This window comes from Cohnella rhizoplanae, assembly GCF_948329515.1.
GTDB lineage: Bacteria > Bacillota > Bacilli > Paenibacillales > Paenibacillaceae > Cohnella > Cohnella rhizoplanae.
The window spans coordinates 935,852-955,920 of sequence record NZ_CAOJCN010000001.1; the positions used below are offsets into that span (position 1 = coordinate 935,852).

Genomic DNA, 20,069 nt, shown 5'->3' on the forward strand with positions numbered 1-20,069 from the left:
AAAGCATGCTGCATTCATCCCGGCGGGTCGAGCAGATCCCGCCTTACGTGTTCGCGGAGATGAACAGGAAGAAGGAGCAAATGATCAAAGCCGGGGTCGATGTCATCGATCTGGGCATCGGCGATCCGGATTTGCCCACGCCGCGTCCGATCGTCGACAAGCTGATCGAGGAGATGCAGGATCCGGCCAACCTGAAATACCCCAGCTTTATCGGCTGCGCGGAATTCCGGAGCGCTGTTGCGGATTTCTACCGGCGTACGTATAACGTCGAGCTCGACCCCGACACCGAAGTGCTCGCGCTGATCGGGTCCAAGGAAGGGATCGCCCATCTCATCCCCGCGCTCGTAGACCCCGGCGATATCGTGCTCGTGCCCGATCCGAGCTACCCCGTCTATCGCATGGCGACGGAGATCGCGGGCGGGCTGCCCTACAGCATGCCGCTGACCGCGGATAACGGCTTCGTGCCCAGGTTCGAGGACATTCCCGGCGATGCGGCGCAACGGGCCAAGCTGATGTTCCTCAACTATCCGGGCAACCCGACCTCGGCGACGGTAGACCTCGACTGCTTCGAGCGCGCCGTCTCTTACGCCCGCGCGCACGGGATCGCGATCGCGCACGATTCCGCGTACGGCATGGTCACATTCGGCGGCTATAAGGCCCCGAGCATCCTGCAGGCGCGAGGAGCGAAGGAGATCGCGATCGAGTTCGGCTCCTTGTCCAAAACCTACAATATGACGGGATGGCGCATCGGCTACGCGGTGGGAAATAAAAAGCTCATCAAGTCGTTGTCCGTGATCAAGAGCAATATGGACTCCGGTCCGTTCACGCCGATCCAGAAGGCGGCCGCGTTCGCTCTGCGCGGCGATACAAGCGATATCGTCGCGCGCAACCGGATCTACCGGGAGCGGATGGACGTCGTCATCGAAGGTCTCGCCGCGATCGGCGTCAAGGTCGATCCGCCCCGAGGCAGCTTCTTCGTCTGGGCGCCTGTCCCTGCCGGATATACGTCGGCGGCGTTCGTCACCCGCGTCATGGAGCAGACCGGGGTCATGCTCACGCCGGGTCCGGCATTCGGTCCCGCCGGAGAAGGCTACTTCAGAATTTCCGTATCCGTGCCGAGCGACCGGCTGTCAGAGGCCATGAACCGCATCCGGCTAAAATTAAAAATCGATGGAGGCCAACCATGAAAAAAATATTGAACTACATTAACGGCAGCTGGACGGAATCGTCGTCGGGAAAATTCCTGCCCGTCACGAATCCCGCCACGGGAGAAATACTCGGGGAAGTGACGCAATCTACGGCGGAGGAGGTCGACCTGGCCGTCCAGGCGGCGATCGCCGCGCAGAAGTCCTGGCGGCTCGTGCCCGCCCCGGAGCGTGCCGAGGTCCTGTACCAAGTCGCGCATCTGCTCAAGGCTCGCAAGGAAGAACTCGCGCAAATTCTGACGAGCGAGATGGGCAAGGTCATCGACGAAGGCAGAGGCGAGGTTCAGGAAGCGATCGACATGGCCTACTATATGGCGGGCGAAGGCCGGCGCCTGTTCGGGGATACGGTTCCGTCCGAGCTTCGCAATAAGTTCGCCATGAGCGTGCGGGTGCCCGTCGGCGTCGCCGGGCTCATCACCCCCTGGAACTTCCCGATCGCGATCGCGTCCTGGAAGTCGCTGCCGGCGCTGGTCGCAGGCAATGCCGTCGTCTGGAAGCCGGCCTCCGAGACGCCGATGATCGCCGCCGAATTCGCGAAGCTCTACGAAGAAGCGGGGCTACCGGCGGGCTTGGTGAATCTCGTCCATGGTTCCGGCAGCGTCGTCGGAAATGCGATGGTCGAGCATCCGGGCATAGATCTGATCTCCTTCACGGGCTCCAACGAGGTCGGGAAGCGGATCAACGCACAGGCAGGCGCGCTGCTGAAGAGAACGTCACTGGAGATGGGCGGCAAAAACGCGGTTATCGTGATGGACGACGCCGACCTCGATCTGGCGGTAGACGGCATTTTGTGGAGCGCCTTCGGCACGAGCGGGCAGCGCTGCACGGCCTGCAGCCGGGTCATCGCGCACGAATCGGTCAAGGAAGAGTTGGAAAGCAAGCTGCTGGCGCGTATGAAGGGACTTAAGCTCGGCAACGGGCTCGATCAGTCCGTGCAAGTGGGGCCGGTAATCAACCGGGGCTCGCTCGACCGCATCGATTCGTATATCCGTGTCGGCGTCGAGGAAGGCGCGAAGCTGCTGGTCGGCGGCAAACCGGCGACGGAGGGCGGTCTCGCGAACGGCAGCTTCTATGAACCCACGCTGTTCACGGATGTAATGCCCGATATGCGGATCGCCATGGAGGAGATCTTCGGGCCGGTCGTATCGATCATCCCGGTCGGCAGCCTCGAAGAGGCGATCGAGGTGAACAACCGCGTGGAGTTCGGCCTGTCGAGCTCGATTTTCACCCGCGATATCAACCGCGCCTACCAGGCGATGCGCGATCTGGACACGGGGATCGTCTACGTGAACGCGGGGACGTCCGGCGCCGAGATCCATCTGCCGTTCGGCGGCACCAAGGGCACGGGCAACGGACATCGGGATTCCGGCGTCGCTTCGCTCGACGTATACACGGAATGGAAGTCTATCTATGTCGACTACAGCGGCAAGCTGCAGCGCGCGCAGATCGATAACTATTAATCCCTGGCGTTGCGGATCGCCATAAAGAGCAGCAGACTGTGCTCGAAGGTAGAGAGATCGAGGCCGGTGAGCTCCGAGAGCTTATCCAGCCTGTATACCAGCGAATTCCGGTGGATGAACAACGTGCGCGCGGTCTCGCTGAGGTTCAGATTGCACTTGCAATACGTCAGGAACGTCGCCGACAAAGTCTCATAATTGCCGTGGCTGCGCAGCTCGCTCAGCATCTCCGAGAATTTGTCCGCGACGGCCGGCGTCAGTTCTTTCGTCAGCAGCTCCAGCGTGATTTCCCAATCGTTATAGTGATAGAATGGGTGGGACATCTGGGTTCTTTTCCCGATTTTAAGCGTCCGGATCGCATTTTCGTAGGATTGCTTGATCCCGGCAGCGCCGCTCATCAGGTTGCCGAGCGCGACGGCCGCGCTGGCTTGATGCTTTTCATGGAGAAATTGATTAAGCCTGCGCACCCGCTGTTCGGTCTTCTCGATGAAGGCGTCCCGATCTTGAGGCTGCACGGTCTTGAGTACGATCAACTGCTCGAGATTGAGCAGGGAGAAGATATCCTGGCGATGATCGACGAATAGGCGCTTGACCTGCTCGATGAGCTCCTTCTGAAAATACGGGAACGAATACTTGTCCAGGCTGCCTTCTCGTCCCGGCAAGTGGAGAGAGAGCAGATCCAGCTCGATCACGATGCAGACGCGCTCGAGGTCGAAGCGATAGCCGAGCATCCTGCCGTATTCGATCATCGGCTCGGTATCGTCGGCATGATTGGAGAACAGCAAATATTGAACCAGCGTATCGAGCGCTTTGGTCTCGAGTACCGTCGTTTCTTTTTTGAACGATTCGTGGAACATGAGTTCGACATGGCTTTTGACCAATTGAACGTATTTCTTGATCGATTCCGGCTCGCCGGCGATGCCGAGTACGCCGATGACGGCGTCGTTCAGCAGGATCGGCGTGGCGATGCCGGGCAGCACGTTGTCGAGCGCTTTGACGTCGCCGGCCTCATAGGAGAGGGTCCGGTTTTTCCTCAGAACGTCGATCGAGGCGATGTGCAGGCTGCCCAGCCGACTGCGGTCGGTCGAGCCGATGATGTTCCCTTTTTCGTCCGTGATGATAATCGGATATTCGATAATCTCGCTCGTATGGTCGACGATCGTCTGGGCGATCTGGTCTAGTATCATGCGTGAATCGCTCCTGCCGGATGGCGTATTATGGAGCCCATTATAGCATGATTGCGGCGGCAGCAGGGCGGGAAAGGAGCCAGGGATGGCGAAACCGAAAGTATTGCAAATTCTGTCGATGTACCACGAAGCGGGACAACTCGTCCTAGAGGAAGGCGCGGAGGTGCTGCGGACGGATCGCTACGATATCCCGCATCTGTGCGAGATGGCCCGGCACGTCGACGGCATCGTGCTGCGCGCCCCGGCGCGGATCACGCGGGAGGTGATCGACGCGAATCCGCGGCTCAAGGTCATCTCCGGCGCAGGCGTCGGCCTCGACAACATCGACGTGGCCTGCGCGACGGCGTACGGCATTCCCGTCCTCCATGCGCCGTCCGTCAATCGGGTGTCGACCGCGGAGCATGCGGTCATGCTGATGCTGGCGCTCGGCAAGTCCGTCGTTCGGCTGCACGGCGAGATGAGCAGGGGCCATTTCTCATCCCGCAGCGTCGTTCCCACCTATGAGCTGAGAGGCAAAAAAGCGGGCTTGATCGGGTTCGGCCAAATCGCGCGGGAGACGGCGAGAAGGCTGAAGCTCGGCTTCGAGATGGAAGTCGCCGCCTGGGTCAGGGAGAAGGACGAGACGAAAAGCGGCATCGCCCGCGAGCTGGGCGTCGAACTTACGACGTCTCTATCGGATATCTTCGACGCGTCCGACTATGTATCCGTACATATCCCGCTCACGGCCGAGACGCGGCATCTGATCGACCGAAGCCTGCTTGGCAGAATGAAGCCGACGGCTTACTTCATCAACACGGCGCGCGGCGCCGTCGTGAATCAAGAAGACCTGTACGCAGCGCTGGCGGAAGGGCGAATCGCAGGCGCTGGGCTTGACGTATTCGATCCGGAGCCTCCCGCGGCAGACCTCCCGCTCTTGTCGCTGCCGAACGTAATCGTAACGCCCCACGTGGGGGGCACGACCGTCGAGTGCAACTATATCACGTCGACGACGGTCGCCCGCAACGTCCTTCGCGCGCTGCGGGGGGAGACGCCGGAGTACGTCGGAAATCCGGAAGTGCTGACGCAAGCAAGAGATAGACAAACGCCGTAATACGGCTCCGGGAATAAAGGGAAAAAGGGGGAGAATGCCGTGCGAGTCGTAGTATTGGGTACGGGAATGATCGGGAGCGTCATCGTCCGCGAGCTCGGCCAGGTCGCCTCGATCGACGAGGTCGTGGCCGTGGATGCCGTAGCGGCGAGCGTGGCGAGGTGCGTAGCGGCGGCGGATTCGGCCAAGGTCTCCGGCATGTCGGCCGTACTGGACGACTATGACAGGATGGTCGAACTGCTGCGCGGGGCGGACATCGCGGTCTCTTGCTTGCCGCATAGCTTGAGCCTGCTGGCGATCCGTGCCGCCATCGCGGCAAGATGCCACTTGATCGATCTGGTCGGCTCGAATTACGAGGAGAAAGCGGCGTTTGGCGAGAAGGCGCTCGAAGCCGGCGTGCTGGTCGTGCCCGGCGCCGGCGTGGCGCCAGGCATCGCGAATTTCCTGGCCGCCCGCGGGATCGAGCTGCTCGACGAGGCGGACGAGGCCGTCATGCTATGCGGCGGACTGCCGCGGCATCCGCTCCCGCCGCTCTGGTATCAGGTCGTCTTCCGGTTGGAGAGCCTGCTCGGACTATGCACCAAGCCGGCGCTCGCCGTAGAGAACGGCGAACTCGTGAAGCTGCCGCCGCTGACGCGCCTTGAGCGGCTGCGATTCCCCGATCCGGTCGGCGATTGCGAAGCCGTGGTCACGGACGCGCACAGCACGGCGTATACGCTGCGGTCGAAGGTGAAGCGATTGTACGAGAAGACGGTGCGATACAAGGGGCATTGGGAAAAAATGAGCGTGCTCGCCGAGCTGGGCTTCCTGGACGAGACGCCGATCGACGTAGACGGCGCGCTCGTCTCCCCGCAGCGGGTCGCGATCCCGCTGCTGGAACGGAAGATGAAGGGCGGCTCGAACGAGGATATGACCGTATTGCGCGTCACGGTCACTGGAACCCGGGGCGGAAGACCGACCAAGCTGGAATGGGAGATGGTCGACGCGTACGACAGCGAACGGCAGATCACCTCCATGGCGAAAACGACGGGCTTCCCGGCCATCCTGCTGACGGAATGGATGGCGGAAGGCAAACTCGGCAAGCGCGGCGTGGCCGCGATCGAGGACGTCATTATCGGCGAGCATTTCGAACCTTTCGTACAGGAACTCGGGAACCGGGGAATCGCGATCTCGTTCAGAGAAGAGATACAGTAGGGAAAGCGGGCCAATAAGGATGACATCCGCATTCAGGACGGCAATGGAGAGAGGCGTCATTTTCTCCATTGCCGCTGTTTTTATAGCGCAGCAGCTCTCTCATTTGACGTCGCTGACTTTTCTGCTCGGAGGACTCGTGTTTCTTGCCATCGTCCTGCTGCTGCCGAGACTCAAGGGGATGACGTTTTGGCTGACCGCCATATTCGCGGTAGCCGGGGTCGTTCTCTTGTCGGCGCGGTCGGCGGAAGCCCGCGTATGGTTCGACGCGGCCGGCGTGAACGTTACGATCGTTACGCTGTTTCTGTTCGCCCCCTTGTTCGGCATTCCGGTTCGACTCCCCGCATATGTCGATGCGTTGAAGCGGTTCTACGAGGCGAAATTCAGCAGCCCTGCCGCGTTAGTCGCAGGGACGCAGCTTTTGACGCAAATATTGTGCGTATTCATCAACGTCGGATCGATTCCCGTCGTTTACGAGATGGTGTTCGTCAAGCCGCGTCCCGGATTGAACCGGGTGCTGGCCAATGCCATGAACCGCGGATTCGCCGGCGCCATTCTATGGTCTCCGTATTTTGCCGCGATGACGCTCGTAACCTCCACGCTTCGCGTTCCCTGGTCGTCGGTACTGCCTCATATGCTTGTACTTGCCGTCATTAGCCTTATCGTCGGCTTGGCGGTCGATTATCGGGAACTGCGTCGCGTGCGAGGGACGGGAGCGCCTTCATCGGCACCCGGGGAGGCCCGCTTGGCAACGACGATAACGGAGGGGAGCGCCGCTTTCCCGATGGGACTCGGCATGTATTTAATCGGCGCGATGATCGTCATCTTGACCATGGAGAATACGATCGATCTGCCCATGGTCCTGCTGATCTGCATGGCTGCGATTTTTTTCCCGCTGATCTGGTGCGCGGCAAAGGGGAAACTATCCTTCTACCGGCGTGGGATTCGCCATCACGCAACCGTCACTTTGCCCGCTCTGCAGAAAGAGATCGCGCTATTTCTGGCAGCAGGTTTCTTTAGCGGTTCGATCGGCGCCTCAAGTATCGGAGAGTCTGTTCCGGAACTGCTGAGCGCGATCCCGCTTCCGGTAGCCATGACGTTTTCCATCCTCACTTTAGCTTTGATCGTGGGCACGTCCGCGCTGGGCGTACATCCGATCGTGCTGGTTACCATCCTGGCCGGAGGCATCGATCCGCTCGGCGTAGAGATGAGCCCGGTATCGCTCGCCGTGCTGCTGCTCGGGAGCTGGGCCCTATCCAATCCCGTGTCTCCGGCTTCGGCCGTGAACAACCTGCTGGCGGGGCTGCTCAAGAAAACGGTGTTCGAGACGGCGGCGCCGAATTACAAATTCGCAGGATGCATGGGTATCGTGTTTCTCGTATATTTAACGAGTGTCGTGATAAGCTACGAATCATGAATGCGCTCATAATTAACTACGTTAATTAAATTCCGTATTTCCCGCGATACTTCATGTCATAAAACAATTGAACAAGCTACCCTGTTTCCGGGGTAGCTTGTTCTTTTCCATCATACGGTTTCGTAACGAACCATGACTTCAATATCGTGCGGATAGTTGCCGAATTTCCTACCGTACAGACTCACGCCCCCGGGATACGCTGCCGACTCAGAAGAGGAGATCCGTAAGTATATCTCGCTGCCCGGGCGGATGCCCAGTTCGGACACGCGGACGTCCGAGATCTTGACGCCGTCCATGAAGGAGCCATCCTCCGTCACTAAGAGCGCTTTCTGAACCCCATGCTGGGAATCGCGATCTCCCCACCAATCGGGGTTCAACAATCCTCTCGATTTGCCGAAATCGCCCGGACTGGTCCATCTGCCGACATGAACGCCGTTAATGGAAAAGTCGATATCCGATGGCCAATCCTCCCGGTATCCCGGAGCTTCGGATCCGATCTCGAGCGTCATGCGCAGAACGGTCGGCGTCGTCGCGGTAATCAGGTAATTCGGAATCCGATACTCGACATATCCGCTTGAGAACCAGAGATGCTGCGCTTCCACATGCTCGGGGTCGGCAAAATACCGCGGATCGTCCACCATGCCGATTCGCTTGATGAAAGAGGCCAAGCCGCAGGACGGTTTGACATCAAATTTCGTATATTGCCCGATTGGAATGGAGACCCGATAACCTTTGCCTCCATCGTTCCAGTCCGCAGCGGGGGAATGCTCCGATGACGACGATGGTCGAAAAACGATGGTCATCCGATCATGAAGCAGCCGGCACATCTTCTGGCGGCCACGCTCGCCTGGTACCGAATCGGCGGCTATAAGTCCCGCCGATTCCAATTGCTGCACATGCCTGGAGACGATCGCTCCCGAGATGCCGAGCTTGTCCGCCAGTTCTCTCAGATTCATCGGTTCGTCTCTTAGCAGTTCGATCATCCGTACGCGGGTCGAAGAGGACAGGCATTCCCATATTTCCATGTGTTTAGTGCTGAACTCGATCTCCATCGCTATCATCCTCTTTATTCCTTTGTATAACTACCAGGTTAACATATAACGAAGCAGTTTGCTGTACGACCCCTTTGTAGAGAAGCTCGGAGACAGCGACAGCGCGTTCTCTTTGGTTGCGTCCGCAGGTTTGAAGGTTCGGGATTGACGTTTAATTAGATAGCATGGATAGCTCCTGTTGAATAAACCGCAGTCCCCCGAGGAGGACTTGTATGCCCGAACTCTATGCGTTATTCGAAGCCGTGTCGGAGGGCGCCCGGAAGATCGAGCGCGAGACCCGGAGTGCCGACAATCCGCTCGTTACGTTGCTTTTGGTCGTTTTGCGCGAGCAGACGCAACAGATCGAACGGCTGCTGCCGAAGCTCCGCGACGAACGGGTCGAGCTCGCCGACTGCAAAAAAGAAATCGCGATCGTGTATAACGACGACGATCTGCTCGATTCCTACTTCCGCTCCTGGCTCCGCCATCTGAAGTGGTCGGAGGATCCGTTCGAAGCCGAAGGGGAGCACCTGCTGACCCTGCTTGAAGAGATGAAGTCCCGGCTGAAGGAGGCCGCGCGGCTGCTCGAAGACCGGTACGGCTATGACGCCGTCAAATACGTCATACCTTCCTTTTACTTGCCAATACTTCGTTAAGGGGGCGTCGACTTGTCCTGGATCGATGAACGGGTAGATATGAACGTGTATTCGCAAGGCGAGGTCGACCGATGGGTGTACAGCACCTGCAATATTTGCTCCGTCGGATGCGGCTGCCATATTGCCGTGAAGGACGACAAGATCGTGGGCATCCGGGGCAATGCGGAGCATCCGATTAACCGCGGGCGGCTCGGACCGAAAGGCGAGAACCAATGGTATGCGAACAACAGCACGGATCGCCTGGTGTCGCCACTTATCCGGAATGCGTCTGGCGAGCTAGTACCGGCCTCTTGGGAAGAAGCCATGTCGCTGATCGTGCGAAAAACGAAAGAAACGCTGAAGCAAAAAGGACCGAACAGCATCGCTATCTATTCCACCGGCCAGGGCCATCTGGAAGACTATTATACGATCGCGAAGATCGGAAGGGCCGGCCTCCGGACGCATCTGCTGGACGCCAATACCCGGCTGTGCACGTCGACGACGGAGTTCTGCCTGCTGCAATCCTTCGGGGCGGACGGCACGCCGGCTTCCTATGGCGACGTGGACCAAGCGGACGTGCTGATGCTGTTCGGGCACAATCTGGCCGAGACCGGCACGGTGCTGTTCGAGCGGGTGATGCAGCGCAAGAACAGAACCGGCAAACCATATCTTATCGTCGTCGATCCGAGGCTTACGCCCACGGCCAAGGAAGCGGATCTGCACCTGCAGCTCTATCCGGGCACCAACGTGCCGTTATTGAACGGTCTGACGCGCATGATCGTCAAGGCGGGGCAGATCGACGAGGCTTTTATTAGGAAGCATACGATCGGTTATGACAAAATGCTGGAATCGGTGGAGGAATGGACGCCGGAAAAATGCGCGGAGGTCACAGGAATACCGGTCGATCAGTTGGAGAAAGGCGCCAAGGCGCTGGGACAGGCCGCCCGCGTCGTCACGACGACGCTCCAGGGCACGTTCCAGAGCGCGGATGCGACGACGGCTTGCGTGGCGATAAACAACTACCACCTCATCCGCGGCTTAATCGGGAAGCCGGGCTGCGGACCGCTTCATATGGCCGGGCAGCCGAGCTCCTCCGCGAACCGGACCGTCGGCGGCGTCGGCACCTATCCCGCGCACCGGAATCCGCAGAACCCGCGGCATCTGCAGGAGATGGCGCGGCTGTGGAACGTGGAGGAGCGAGTGCTGCCCGCCGGACCGGAGAAAGGCATCGAGGATCAAATCTCCATGATCGAGCGCGACGAGATCGGCTTGTTCTGGAATATCGGGACCAATCCGCTTGTATCGCTGCCGAATCGGCCACGAGTAAAAAAGGCGCTGGAGCGCGTTTTTGTCGTGGTACAGGACCCGTTCCTGACGGAAACAGCGGCGGTAGCGGACGTGATCCTGCCGGCCGCGCTATGGGGCGAGAAGGAAGGCACGATGGAAAATGCCGACCGGACCATCAACGTGCTGCGGAAGGCCGTCGATCCGCCCGAGGGCGTGAGGTCGGACTTCGATATCCTGCTGGACTTCGCGCGCCGCATGGACTTCCGCGACAAGGATGGCCAACCCCTGATCGGGTACCATACGCCCGAGCAGTGCTTCGAGGAATGGAAAAGAATATCGCGCGGCAGACCGTGCGATATGAGCGGCATGACGTACGACAAGCTGGAGCGGCAGAACGGGATTCGCTGGCCGGCGACGGAGGTTGCGCCGCTCGGCACGCCCAGGCTGTACGCCGACCTCAAGTTCCGCACGGAAATCGACGAGGCGCAGAGCTACACGAAGGATCAGTTCACGGGGCGTCCGCTCACCGAGGCCGAATATGCCGAGCTGAAGGCGGACGGACGGGCTATCCTTCATCCGACCCGCTACTCGCCGCCGCCGGAGCGGCCTACGGCAGCTTATCCATTCTGGCTGACGACCGGGCGGCTGGTATGGCATTGGCATACGAGGACGAAAACGGCCCGATCCCCGTACTTGCAGGCTATCGCACCCAACGCTTACGCGGAAATCAACGAAGAGGATGCCGAGGCGTTGTCCCTAGTGCCCGGCGAGATCGTGCGGATCGCGTCGCCGCGCGGCTGGATCGAGGTGCCGGCGAATATCGGAAGAACGGTGCAGAAGGGCCTCATCTTCGTGCCGTTCCACTACGGCAGCTGGGAGGGGCGCCAAGCGGCGAACGAGCTGACGGCGGACTTCGTCGATCCGCTGTCCAAGCAGCCGACGTTCAAGCAATCCGCCTGCAGAATCGAGAAAATCAGGCACGCCCATACCTTGACGATGGAGGATACGCTGCAGACCGTCGCAGACCATTATCGCATCCGTCTGGACGATCTGCGCCGGGCTAACCGGCTCGCAGCCGATCATGGCGTCCAGGCCGGCCGCACGCTGGAGATTCCATTCTCGGCCGCGAACGTGACGCTGCCGGCCTACAGGCCCTATCTCAAGCAAATATGAAGCAACACGGTTGACACGCCGCCAAAAGGCGTCCTAGAATGGAATAGACACCGCATGGTGACCAATCCACATTGCGTCGCTAGTAGAGACTGGAACTTGAATAAGCACGGCCCGCAGCAACCAACAATGTGAGGAGGACACCCATGCGTTTCTAGGTTTAGGAGAGGATGTCATGAGCGTAAACCATCCAACGCGCGACGTATTCGACGCGATCGCAGATCCGACCAGACGCCAGCTTATTCGTCTGCTCGCAGAGGCAGAGACGGAGGAGCTGCCGCTGCATGAATTGACGCCCGTATTTCCTATGGGCCGTACGGCAGTATCCAAGCATTTGACGATCCTCAAGGAAGCGGGACTCGTACAAGACCGCAAGGTCGGCAGAGAAACGCGATACAAGTTCAACGTGGCTCCGCTGCGGGAGATCCAGGATTGGCTGTCGTTCTACGACAAATTTTGGCGTACGAACCTGCTTCGCCTGGACCAATTATTGAAGGAGGATCTCGAAGAATGAGTTTGTCTTCCGGATTCTCGTCCGCTCGCGCGCTCGAAGGCGCAATCGGCATCATCCCATTCGCAGCGATCTCTCACTGGAAGGAAGTAGAGCATGAGCGCACCTAATCAAGAATATATCGTCATCTCCGGTGCCAGGGAGAATAATCTCAAGAATGTCTCGCTGCGCATTCCCAAGCGGAAGATTACGATTTTCACCGGGGTATCCGGCTCAGGCAAGTCGTCGATCGTGTTCGATACGATCGCGGCCGAGTCTACGCGATTGCTGAACGAGAACTTCAGCATGTTCGTGCGGACGTTCCTGCCTCGCTACCCGCAGCCCGACACGGACGCGATCGAGAACTTAAGCATGGCCGTCATCGTGGATCAGAAGCGCCTCGGCGGCGGTTCGCATTCCACGATGGGCACGATTACCGATATTTCCCCGATTCTCCGTCTGCTGTTCTCGCGCGTCGGCCAGCCGTACGTCGGACCGGTGAATCTGTTCTCGTTCAACGATCCGCAAGGCATGTGCCCGGAGTGCAACGGCATCGGACGCCGTCTTGGCGTCGATATGAGCAAGGCGGTGGACCTGTCCAAGTCGCTGAACGAAGGCGCGATTATGCTGCCCGACTACGGTGTCGGCGGATGGGAATGGAATATGATCGTGCAGTCGGGCGAGTTCGACCTCGACAAGAAGCTGAGCGATTACTCGGCAGAGGAACTGGATGCGCTTCTGTACGCCAAGGCCCGCAAGGTCAAGATGGACTTCGCCGGGAAGGCTATGAATATTACGGTGGAAGGCGCCGTCGAGAAGTTTACCAACAAGTACGTCAAGCAGGACGTGAAGACGAAGTCCGAGCGCACGCAGAAGACGGTGGCTCCGTTCATTACCGAGGGGACCTGCTCCAGCTGCCGCGGCGCGAGACTCAATCAGCAGGCGCTGAATTGCAAGATCAACGGACATCATATCGCGGAGCTCTCGGCCATGGAGGTCGGACAGCTGATCGGCGAAATTCGCGCAATCGACGATCCGGCGGCGGCGCCCATCGTCCGATCGCTGACGGAGCGGCTGCAGCATCTGGTGGATATCGGCCTCGATTACTTGACGCTGGATCGCGAGACCGACACCCTGTCCGGCGGCGAATCGCAGCGTGTCAAGATGGTGAAGCACCTGAGCGGCAGTCTGGTAGACGTGACCTACATATTCGACGAGCCCAGCGTCGGCCTGCATCCTCGCGACGTCCACCGGCTTAACGAGCTGCTCCAGAAGCTGCGAGATAAAGGCAATACGGTCATCGTCGTCGAGCATGACCCCGACGTGATCAAGGTGGCGGACCATATCGTCGACGTCGGCCCGCATGCCGGCAGCCGCGGCGGCACCGTCGTGTACGAAGGAAGCTACGAGGGACTTCTGGAGTCTGGCACGCTGACCGGCAACTTCATGAAGCGACCGCTGCTCCTGAAGCGCGAATGCAGACAGCCGTCCGGCAAGCTGTCCATTCGAGACGCGGCGCTGCACAACCTGCGCCACGTGAGCGTAGACATTCCGACTGGCGTGCTGACCGTCGTGACGGGCGTCGCGGGCTCGGGCAAGAGCACGCTGATCAACGAAGTATTCCTCGGCCAGCATTCGGATGCGATCGTCATCGACCAATCGGCGATCGGCGTGTCGACCCGTTCCAACCCCGCGACCTACACGGGCATCATGGACGATGTCCGCAAGGCGTTCGCCTCGGCGAATAAGGTGAGTCCGGGCTTGTTCAGCTTCAACTCGAAGGGCGCTTGCGAGAACTGCCAAGGTTTAGGCGTCATTTATACGGATCTGGCCTTTCTCGATAGCGTGAAGCTGCCGTGCGAGGTTTGCGGAGGCAGACGCTTCAAGGAAGAGGTACTCGCTTACAAGCTGAACGGCAAGTCCATCGCGGAAGTGCTGGAGATGACGGTGGAGCAGGCGCTGGCCTTTTTCCAGCTGAAAGAAGTCGTGCGCAAGCTGCAGGCGCTGAGCGACGTAGGACTGACGTATATTACCCTCGGCCAGCCGCTCAGCACGCTGTCGGGCGGGGAGTGCCAACGTATCAAGCTCGCCAGCGAGCTGCACAAGCAGGGCAGCATCTACGTGATGGACGAGCCGACGACCGGCCTGCATATGTCGGACATCGGCCACTTGCTGGAGATCATGAACCGGCTCGTGGACGCCGGCAATACGGTCATCGTCATCGAGCACAACCTCGAGGTCATCAGCCAGGCGGATTGGATTATCGACATGGGTCCGGACGGAGGCAGCAAGGGCGGACAGGTCGTGTTCAAAGGCCGGCCGGAGCAGCTCGTCGGTGCGCCTCAATCGATTACGGGCCGGTATTTGACATAACGCATCCCGGATAGGAGAGACGGCATGACCCAACGCATCACGCATCCGAAGGCCGACGAATTTTTCCAAAAGTCTAAACGATGGAAGGCCCAATACGAGCTCTTAAGGGAAATCGTCATGGACTGCGGTCTCACCGAGGACTTCAAGTGGATGCACCCCTGCTACACGTATCAAAATAAAAACGTTGTATTAATTCACGGCTTCAAGGAATATTGCGCGCTTTTGTTTCACAAAGGCGCCTTGCTCAAGGATCCCCTAGGCATTCTCATTCAGCAGACGGAGAACGTTCAAGCGGCGCGCCAGATCCGGTTCACCGACGTCGGCGAGATCGCGGCACTAGCATCGGCGCTGAGAGATTACCTTCACGATGCGATCAACGTCGAGAAAGCAGGCTTGGAAGTCGAATTCAAAAAAAGTACGGAATTCGTGGTTGCCGATGAGCTTCGGGTCAAATTCGACGAGCTCCCGGCGCTGAAAACCGCTTTTGAGGCCCTTACGCCGGGCAGGCAGCGCGCATACCTTCTTCACTTCGCCCAGCCCAAGCAGTCCAAGACCCGGGAGGCCCGCGTCGAAAAGTATATGCCCAAGATTCTGGAAGGCAAGGGGATCGACGATTAACGCGTACGATTACTAAATTCCTAGAACGAAAATAGTTGAAGAAGAGGAGCGCTTCCAAGAGCGTTCCTCTTCTTGCTGCCGGGATTTGTCGAAACGTCTTGACTCTTGTCAAGCCTATGCTGCATACTGATTTGTGGCAAATAATAGTAATTTCATTTATATACCTTCCGGTATGCATATGAAATGATCAAAGGAGAAGAGAAAATGAAGAGAAATGCCCTTGCGATCCTGTTAGTCTTCTTCATGGCGACTGCAGTCGTTTTGAATGCGGTCGTGCCTTCCCGGCACGCATCCGCGGAAGTCACTACCTGGACGCCGATTAACAGCGCGGCGGAGTTGAATCAGATCCGATCGGACTTGGCGGGCCATTATAAATTGATGCAAGATATCGATCTGGCGGGATTCGATGCAGGCGACGGCAAAGGATGGAGGCCGATCGGCGGTAATGGAAACGAATTTAAAGGAAGCTTCGACGGCAATGGATTCGTCATCCGTAATCTGACGATCGACCGGCCCAACGAAAATAATGTCGGGTTATTCGGATCCGCCTACCAAGCGACGATCGCCAACGTACATGTGACGAATGCGATAGTCGAAGGGTATTCCTCTGTGGGCGGCATAGCAGGAATCTTAACGGATTCATCGCTGAGCAAAGCCTTTTTTCAAGGTAAAGTGACCGGCAACGAGACCGTAGGCGGCCTGGTGGGTTATAACGACTTTTCACAAATCTCAGACAGCTATGCCGGCGGTCAGATCGCATTGGGCGCTCATCCCGGCGACAGCTTCGGCGGTTTGGTCGGGTATAGCTCGGGCAACGGAGCAAGAGGAACGATCGTTCGCTCCTATTCGACCGCTGCCGTCGGTTCGGGTACGATGGCCGGGGGCTTGGTCGGACAAAAGGTAGGTTCCGCGTCCGTGGTCTCTTCCTATTGGAACACGGAAACGAGCGGACAAGCGGCCTCGGCTGCGGGTTCCGGAAGGACGACCGCGCAGTTGCTGACCAAGTCGACCTACTTGGATTGGGACTTCGGCGGAAACGGTACGGATGACCCGATCTGGGGCATGGTGGAGGGCATCACCTATCCGATCCATTACGGCGACTATGAAAAAGTGGCGCTTGCCTCGCTTGTCGTGACGGATGCGAATGACGTGCCGCTGGCACTGGATCGCGAATTCGCCGGCAATCAGGGGATCTACGGCGTTCGGGTAGGAAGCGATACGGACCATGTGATCGTAACGGGTACGCCCCTCGCTTCGAGTTCGATCGTATCGGTCGAAGGGGGGGGCGACTCGAAGACGCTCGCTCTGACCCCCGGGAAGAATGAGTTCGAAATTAACGTTAGCGATGCTGCGGATCCGTCGAATCTGCATGCCGACTATAAGCTGACCGTTTTTCGGGAAGACGGGAGCGCGCAGTATCCGCACCGGATCTCGAACGCGGATCAATTGTCCAGAATCGGAGACTTGTCCGTCGGTTACGAGATGGACGACAGCTACGAATTGGAAGCGGATCTGAATCTGGCCCCATGGGCCGCAGGCGCCGGATGGGCTCCGATCGGCAGCGGTATGACGCCGTTCCAAGGCCGATTCGAAGGAAACAACCATACGATCGCGAATGCGAGCATCCATCGTCCGGCATCGAACGATCAGGGATTATTCGGCGTTACGTCCGGAGCGACGATCTCCAATCTATCCTTGATCCATGCGGATATAACGGGGGCAGAAGCGGTAGGCGGCTTGATCGGACGCGCGGAGAACACGGATGTGTCCGGGGTATCGGTGCAAGGTAAGGTAACGGGCTCCGGCGATACCGGCGGGTTGATCGGTTCCGCGGACGCGTCGACCTCCGTAACCGAAGCGTACGCCGCTGCCATTGTCAGCGCTGATAACGGCGGCGGCGGGCTGGTCGGCGCCGGAGCGGCTGCCGGATCGGTCACGCAAGCCTTCTGGGACAGCGAGCGGAGCGGTCAATCGTCCTCTGCGGGCGGAGGCGCGCCCTATACGACAGCGGATATGATGAAGCAAACTACATATACAAACGTTGTCGGCTCGACGTGGGCGTTTGGCAGCGGCCATAGGTGGGGCATCATCGAAGGGACTACCTATCCGATGCCTTATGCCAGTTACCTGGGCGTGAAGCCCGCGGCGGTAGCGGTCTCCGCCGCGGGCACGACGCTGACGATGTCGCCTGCCGCGTTCGATGCGTCAAAAGGTCTTTACGCGCTGGCGCTCGCTGCGCCGGTTCCGCATGCGGAAGTGACGGTGACGCCGGCGGCGGGTCAAGCCGTCACGATTAACGGCGTTAACGGAAATACGCGCCAAGTCGACTTGACCTTGGGAAGCAACCCGATCGAGATTGCGGTGACGGGCAGCGACGGACAGATCGGCACATACCGGCTGACGCTTGCGGTGCCCTCGCCATCCGCTGCCGTCACATCCGTTCCTGTGGACGGTTATTACGGGATTGGCGCCCAGTTGGAGTTCGTAGTCGCGTACGACTACCCCGTGGACGTCGATTTAACCGAGTCTCCGGAGCTGCCGATCGAGCTGGACGGCAGCGCGCAGCCTTCTGCTTCTTATGTTGGCATGGCCGGCAGCGATCCGAGGACGCTGAAGTTCCGCTACACCGTACAGCAGAGCGACCAAGCAGCAGCCGGGATTCGGCTTGCTGACGCCCTCGTCTCCGGATCGCCTTCTTCCATTACATTATTGGATAGCCCGGTATCGTTGAATCTGGCGAGCCCGCTGCCGGATACGAGCGGCATCGTGATCGACGGCAACGTTCCGGAGATCGAGCTGATCCCTTCGACGACTACGCCGGTCAACGGCGCCGTGACGGTCACGGTGAACGCGGACGGTACGGGCACGGAGATCTCGGAGGTCAAGTGGGCGGCGGGGAACCGAAGCGCGTCTTACTTTAACGGAGCGGGCTCGGCCTTGTCCGGCGCAACGTTCATCGCAGCGGATAATGGTACGTATACAGTCTATGCCATAGACGAAGCGGGCAACGAGCAGGTCCGGACGATCGACGTGACGAATATCGTCTCCGAGAAGCCGACCGTGCTGCTGGATTATAGCCCCAAGACGGCGGTTCGCTCGGGCGTGGACGTGTCGGTGACGACATCGGTGAATAACGAAGACGCCGGCAACGCGATCGAGCGATTAAGGTGGGCGGAGGGCTCGTTGACCGAGACCGACTTCGATGATCCGACCGTCGGGACCGACGTGCCGTCATCGGGAGCTTTCCATGTGGCCGCGAACGGGACCTATACCGTCTATGCCCTCGATACGGCAGGCAATCGCCGAGTCGAAGAAATTGCCATAGCGAACATCGTCAACGAGGCGCCTACGATAACGCTGGATCACACGCCGAAGACCGCTACCGCGGATGGCGTGGACGTCAAGGTATCGGCGGCCGCAGCCGACGATGCCGCGGGCAATCGGATTGTGACGCTGAAATGGGCGGAGGGCTCGCTGGTCGTAACTGATTTCGATGATCCGACCGTCGGAACCGACGTGCCCTCATCGGGATCGTTCCATGTGACCGCGAATGGAACCTATACCGTCTATGCTGTCGATACGGCAGGCAACCGCCGAGTCGAAGAGATTGCCATAGCGAACATCGTGAACGAGGCGCCTACGATAACGCTGGATTACACGCCGAAGACCGCTACCGCGGATGGCGTGGACATCAAGGTATCGGCGGCCGCAGCCGACGATGCGGCGGGCAATCGGATCGTGACGCTGAAGTGGGCGGAGGGCTCGCTGGGCGTAGCTGACTTTAATGATCCCGGCGTCGGGACCGACGTGCCGTCATCGGGATCGTTCCATGTGACCGCGAACGGGACCTATACGGTGTTCGCGGCAGACACAGCGGGGAACAAGAAAGTAACGTCTCTCGTCATCGATATCGTGGTCGACCCTCCTTTGCCCGCGGCGCCGCCTTCAGATCCGATTTTGAATCAGCTATCTTTTTACCTCATTCCGGGACGCGAGTATACGTTGACGATAGACGGCTTGGAGCTGTTCATACCGGCGGATGCCATTCTGCAGGCGACGAATGTCACGCTTAAGAAGGTGACAGATGAAGCCGAGGGCTTGCTTAAACCCGGTCAGCCGATCCTGAGCGACATCTACGAGCTGACGAAGGACACGCCCGGCAAGTTCAACGCGCCGGTCCGTCTGCGCATCGACGTGAGAAACGATTCGTGGGGCGCCGGTCAGCATCCCGCGTTAGTCTACTACGATGAGGCCGCCGCCAAATGGACGGATCTTGGAGGATCGCTCTCGGACGGCATCCTGACCGGCAACACCGATCATTTTACCAAGTTCGCCCTCATGCCCGTCGCAGACGAGAGCCCGGTACCGCTCCTGTCCGATATTGACGGGCACTGGGCAGAGCAAGAAATCACTGACGCAGTCGCGCAGGGCATCATATCCGGGTATCCCGACGGTACGTTCGGGCCGGACCATCCCGTCACGCGTGCCGAATTCGCATTGCTCCTGAATCGCGTATTGAAGCTGCCGGAGGGCCATACGTTCAGCTTCGAGGACCAGGGAGAGATTCCTGACTGGGCAGACGATGCTGTCGCCTCTGTCGCGGAGGCCGGCATCATGAACGGTTATCCGGACCGCGGCTTCCGTCCGGCAGCTCGCTTGAGCCGCATCGAGGCCGCCGTACTGATCGCCAGGGCCGCGGGGTTGCCCATAGACGGCTCGTCGCGGACATTATTCGCCGACGATGCCGCGATCGCCGGTTGGGCGATGCCATACATCCGTGCCGCGTCTACGTCGGGCCTTGTTCGGGGACAGAGCCTTAACCGGTTTAATCCGACGGCGCCGCTCACGCGTGCCGAAGCGATCTCGTTGCTCGCGAGGCTGGCAGCCTTCCATAATGCGCGCACGGCCGAATGAGACAACC

At 59.3% G+C, this 20,069-nt stretch carries 13 protein-coding genes; 11 read left to right on the forward strand and 2 right to left on the reverse strand.

All coding sequences use genetic code 11. The annotated features are described in order from the left end of the window. Nucleotides 1-5: 5 nt before the first annotated feature. Together PQG80_RS04170 and PQG80_RS04175 are read left to right on the forward strand one after the other, a co-directional pair. Nucleotides 6-1,187: an LL-diaminopimelate aminotransferase gene (locus PQG80_RS04170; RefSeq protein ID WP_271749866.1), complete on the forward strand. Its 1,182-nt coding sequence runs from the start codon at nucleotides 6-8 to the stop codon at nucleotides 1,185-1,187. Continuing rightward, the gene (locus PQG80_RS04175; protein ID WP_271749867.1) at nucleotides 1,184-2,665 is read left to right on the forward strand and encodes an aldehyde dehydrogenase family protein; all 1,482 of its coding nucleotides are present in this window, start codon (nucleotides 1,184-1,186) and stop codon (nucleotides 2,663-2,665) included. The genes PQG80_RS04170 and PQG80_RS04175 overlap by 4 nt, the downstream gene beginning before the upstream one ends. Here the strand turns inward: PQG80_RS04175 and PQG80_RS04180 are convergent. Continuing rightward, the gene (locus PQG80_RS04180) at nucleotides 2,662-3,849 is read right to left on the reverse strand and encodes a CdaR family transcriptional regulator (protein ID WP_271749868.1); all 1,188 of its coding nucleotides are present in this window, start codon (nucleotides 3,847-3,849) and stop codon (nucleotides 2,662-2,664) included. The genes PQG80_RS04175 and PQG80_RS04180 overlap by 4 nt on opposite strands. An 85-nt stretch (nucleotides 3,850-3,934) precedes the next feature. Here PQG80_RS04180 and PQG80_RS04185 point away from each other — a divergent pair, with 85 nt between their 5' ends. Genes PQG80_RS04185 through PQG80_RS04195 form a run of 3 tightly spaced genes read left to right on the forward strand, consistent with a single transcriptional unit; the run spans nucleotide 3,935 to nucleotide 7,544 of the window. Continuing rightward, nucleotides 3,935-4,939, forward strand: coding sequence for a hydroxyacid dehydrogenase (locus PQG80_RS04185; RefSeq protein ID WP_271749869.1), 1,005 nt, complete (start codon nucleotides 3,935-3,937; stop codon nucleotides 4,937-4,939). A gap of 39 nt (nucleotides 4,940-4,978) precedes the next feature. Beyond that, nucleotides 4,979-6,130: a saccharopine dehydrogenase family protein gene (locus PQG80_RS04190; protein ID WP_271749870.1), complete on the forward strand. Its 1,152-nt coding sequence runs from the start codon at nucleotides 4,979-4,981 to the stop codon at nucleotides 6,128-6,130. Nucleotides 6,131-6,149: 19 nt separating this feature from the next. After that, the gene (locus PQG80_RS04195; protein WP_271749871.1) at nucleotides 6,150-7,544 is read left to right on the forward strand and encodes a hypothetical protein; all 1,395 of its coding nucleotides are present in this window, start codon (nucleotides 6,150-6,152) and stop codon (nucleotides 7,542-7,544) included. 110 nt (nucleotides 7,545-7,654) lie between these two features. Here PQG80_RS04195 and PQG80_RS04200 read toward each other — a convergent pair whose 3' ends face one another. Continuing rightward, nucleotides 7,655-8,596: an ArsR/SmtB family transcription factor gene (locus tag PQG80_RS04200; RefSeq protein WP_271749872.1), complete on the reverse strand. Its 942-nt coding sequence runs from the start codon at nucleotides 8,594-8,596 to the stop codon at nucleotides 7,655-7,657. Between the two features lie 212 nt (nucleotides 8,597-8,808). Here PQG80_RS04200 and PQG80_RS04205 point away from each other — a divergent pair, with 212 nt between their 5' ends. From PQG80_RS04205 to PQG80_RS04230, 6 genes are all read left to right on the forward strand, one after another. Continuing rightward, complete coding sequence (locus tag PQG80_RS04205) at nucleotides 8,809-9,231, forward strand: hypothetical protein (protein ID WP_271749873.1); 423 nt, start codon at nucleotides 8,809-8,811, stop codon at nucleotides 9,229-9,231. 12 nt (nucleotides 9,232-9,243) lie between these two features. Further along, entirely contained in the window at nucleotides 9,244-11,670 is a 2,427-nt protein-coding gene (locus PQG80_RS04210; RefSeq protein ID WP_271749874.1) for a molybdopterin-dependent oxidoreductase, read from the forward strand. Between the two features lie 172 nt (nucleotides 11,671-11,842). Then, nucleotides 11,843-12,181: an ArsR/SmtB family transcription factor gene (locus PQG80_RS04215; protein WP_271749875.1), complete on the forward strand. Its 339-nt coding sequence runs from the start codon at nucleotides 11,843-11,845 to the stop codon at nucleotides 12,179-12,181. A 93-nt stretch (nucleotides 12,182-12,274) separates the two neighbouring features. Next, complete coding sequence (locus PQG80_RS04220; protein WP_271749876.1) at nucleotides 12,275-14,530, forward strand: excinuclease ABC subunit UvrA; 2,256 nt, start codon at nucleotides 12,275-12,277, stop codon at nucleotides 14,528-14,530. A 24-nt stretch (nucleotides 14,531-14,554) separates the two neighbouring features. Further along, on the forward strand, nucleotides 14,555-15,148 hold the full coding sequence (locus PQG80_RS04225) for a YdeI/OmpD-associated family protein (protein WP_271749877.1): 594 nt from the start codon (nucleotides 14,555-14,557) through the stop codon (nucleotides 15,146-15,148). A 204-nt stretch (nucleotides 15,149-15,352) separates the two neighbouring features. Further along, complete coding sequence (locus PQG80_RS04230) at nucleotides 15,353-20,062, forward strand: S-layer homology domain-containing protein (RefSeq protein ID WP_271749878.1); 4,710 nt, start codon at nucleotides 15,353-15,355, stop codon at nucleotides 20,060-20,062. Nucleotides 20,063-20,069 lie beyond the last annotated feature (7 nt).

Bases quoted from the DNA above. Each gene is read 5' to 3' on its own strand.
- PQG80_RS04170 (WP_271749866.1), top strand. From the start codon at position 6: ATGCTGCATTCATCCCGGCGGGTCGAGCAGATCCCGCCTTACGTGTTC.
- PQG80_RS04175 (WP_271749867.1), top strand. From the start codon at position 1,184: ATGAAAAAAATATTGAACTACATTAACGGCAGCTGGACGGAATCGTCG.
- PQG80_RS04180 (WP_271749868.1), bottom strand. From the start codon at position 3,849: ATGATACTAGACCAGATCGCCCAGACGATCGTCGACCATACGAGCGAG.
- PQG80_RS04185 (WP_271749869.1), top strand. From the start codon at position 3,935: ATGGCGAAACCGAAAGTATTGCAAATTCTGTCGATGTACCACGAAGCG.
- PQG80_RS04195 (WP_271749871.1), top strand. From the start codon at position 6,150: ATGACATCCGCATTCAGGACGGCAATGGAGAGAGGCGTCATTTTCTCC.
- PQG80_RS04200 (WP_271749872.1), bottom strand. From the start codon at position 8,596: ATGGAGATCGAGTTCAGCACTAAACACATGGAAATATGGGAATGCCTG.
- PQG80_RS04205 (WP_271749873.1), top strand. From the start codon at position 8,809: ATGCCCGAACTCTATGCGTTATTCGAAGCCGTGTCGGAGGGCGCCCGG.
- PQG80_RS04215 (WP_271749875.1), top strand. From the start codon at position 11,843: ATGAGCGTAAACCATCCAACGCGCGACGTATTCGACGCGATCGCAGAT.
- PQG80_RS04220 (WP_271749876.1), top strand. From the start codon at position 12,275: ATGAGCGCACCTAATCAAGAATATATCGTCATCTCCGGTGCCAGGGAG.
- PQG80_RS04225 (WP_271749877.1), top strand. From the start codon at position 14,555: ATGACCCAACGCATCACGCATCCGAAGGCCGACGAATTTTTCCAAAAG.
- PQG80_RS04230 (WP_271749878.1), top strand. From the start codon at position 15,353: ATGAAGAGAAATGCCCTTGCGATCCTGTTAGTCTTCTTCATGGCGACT.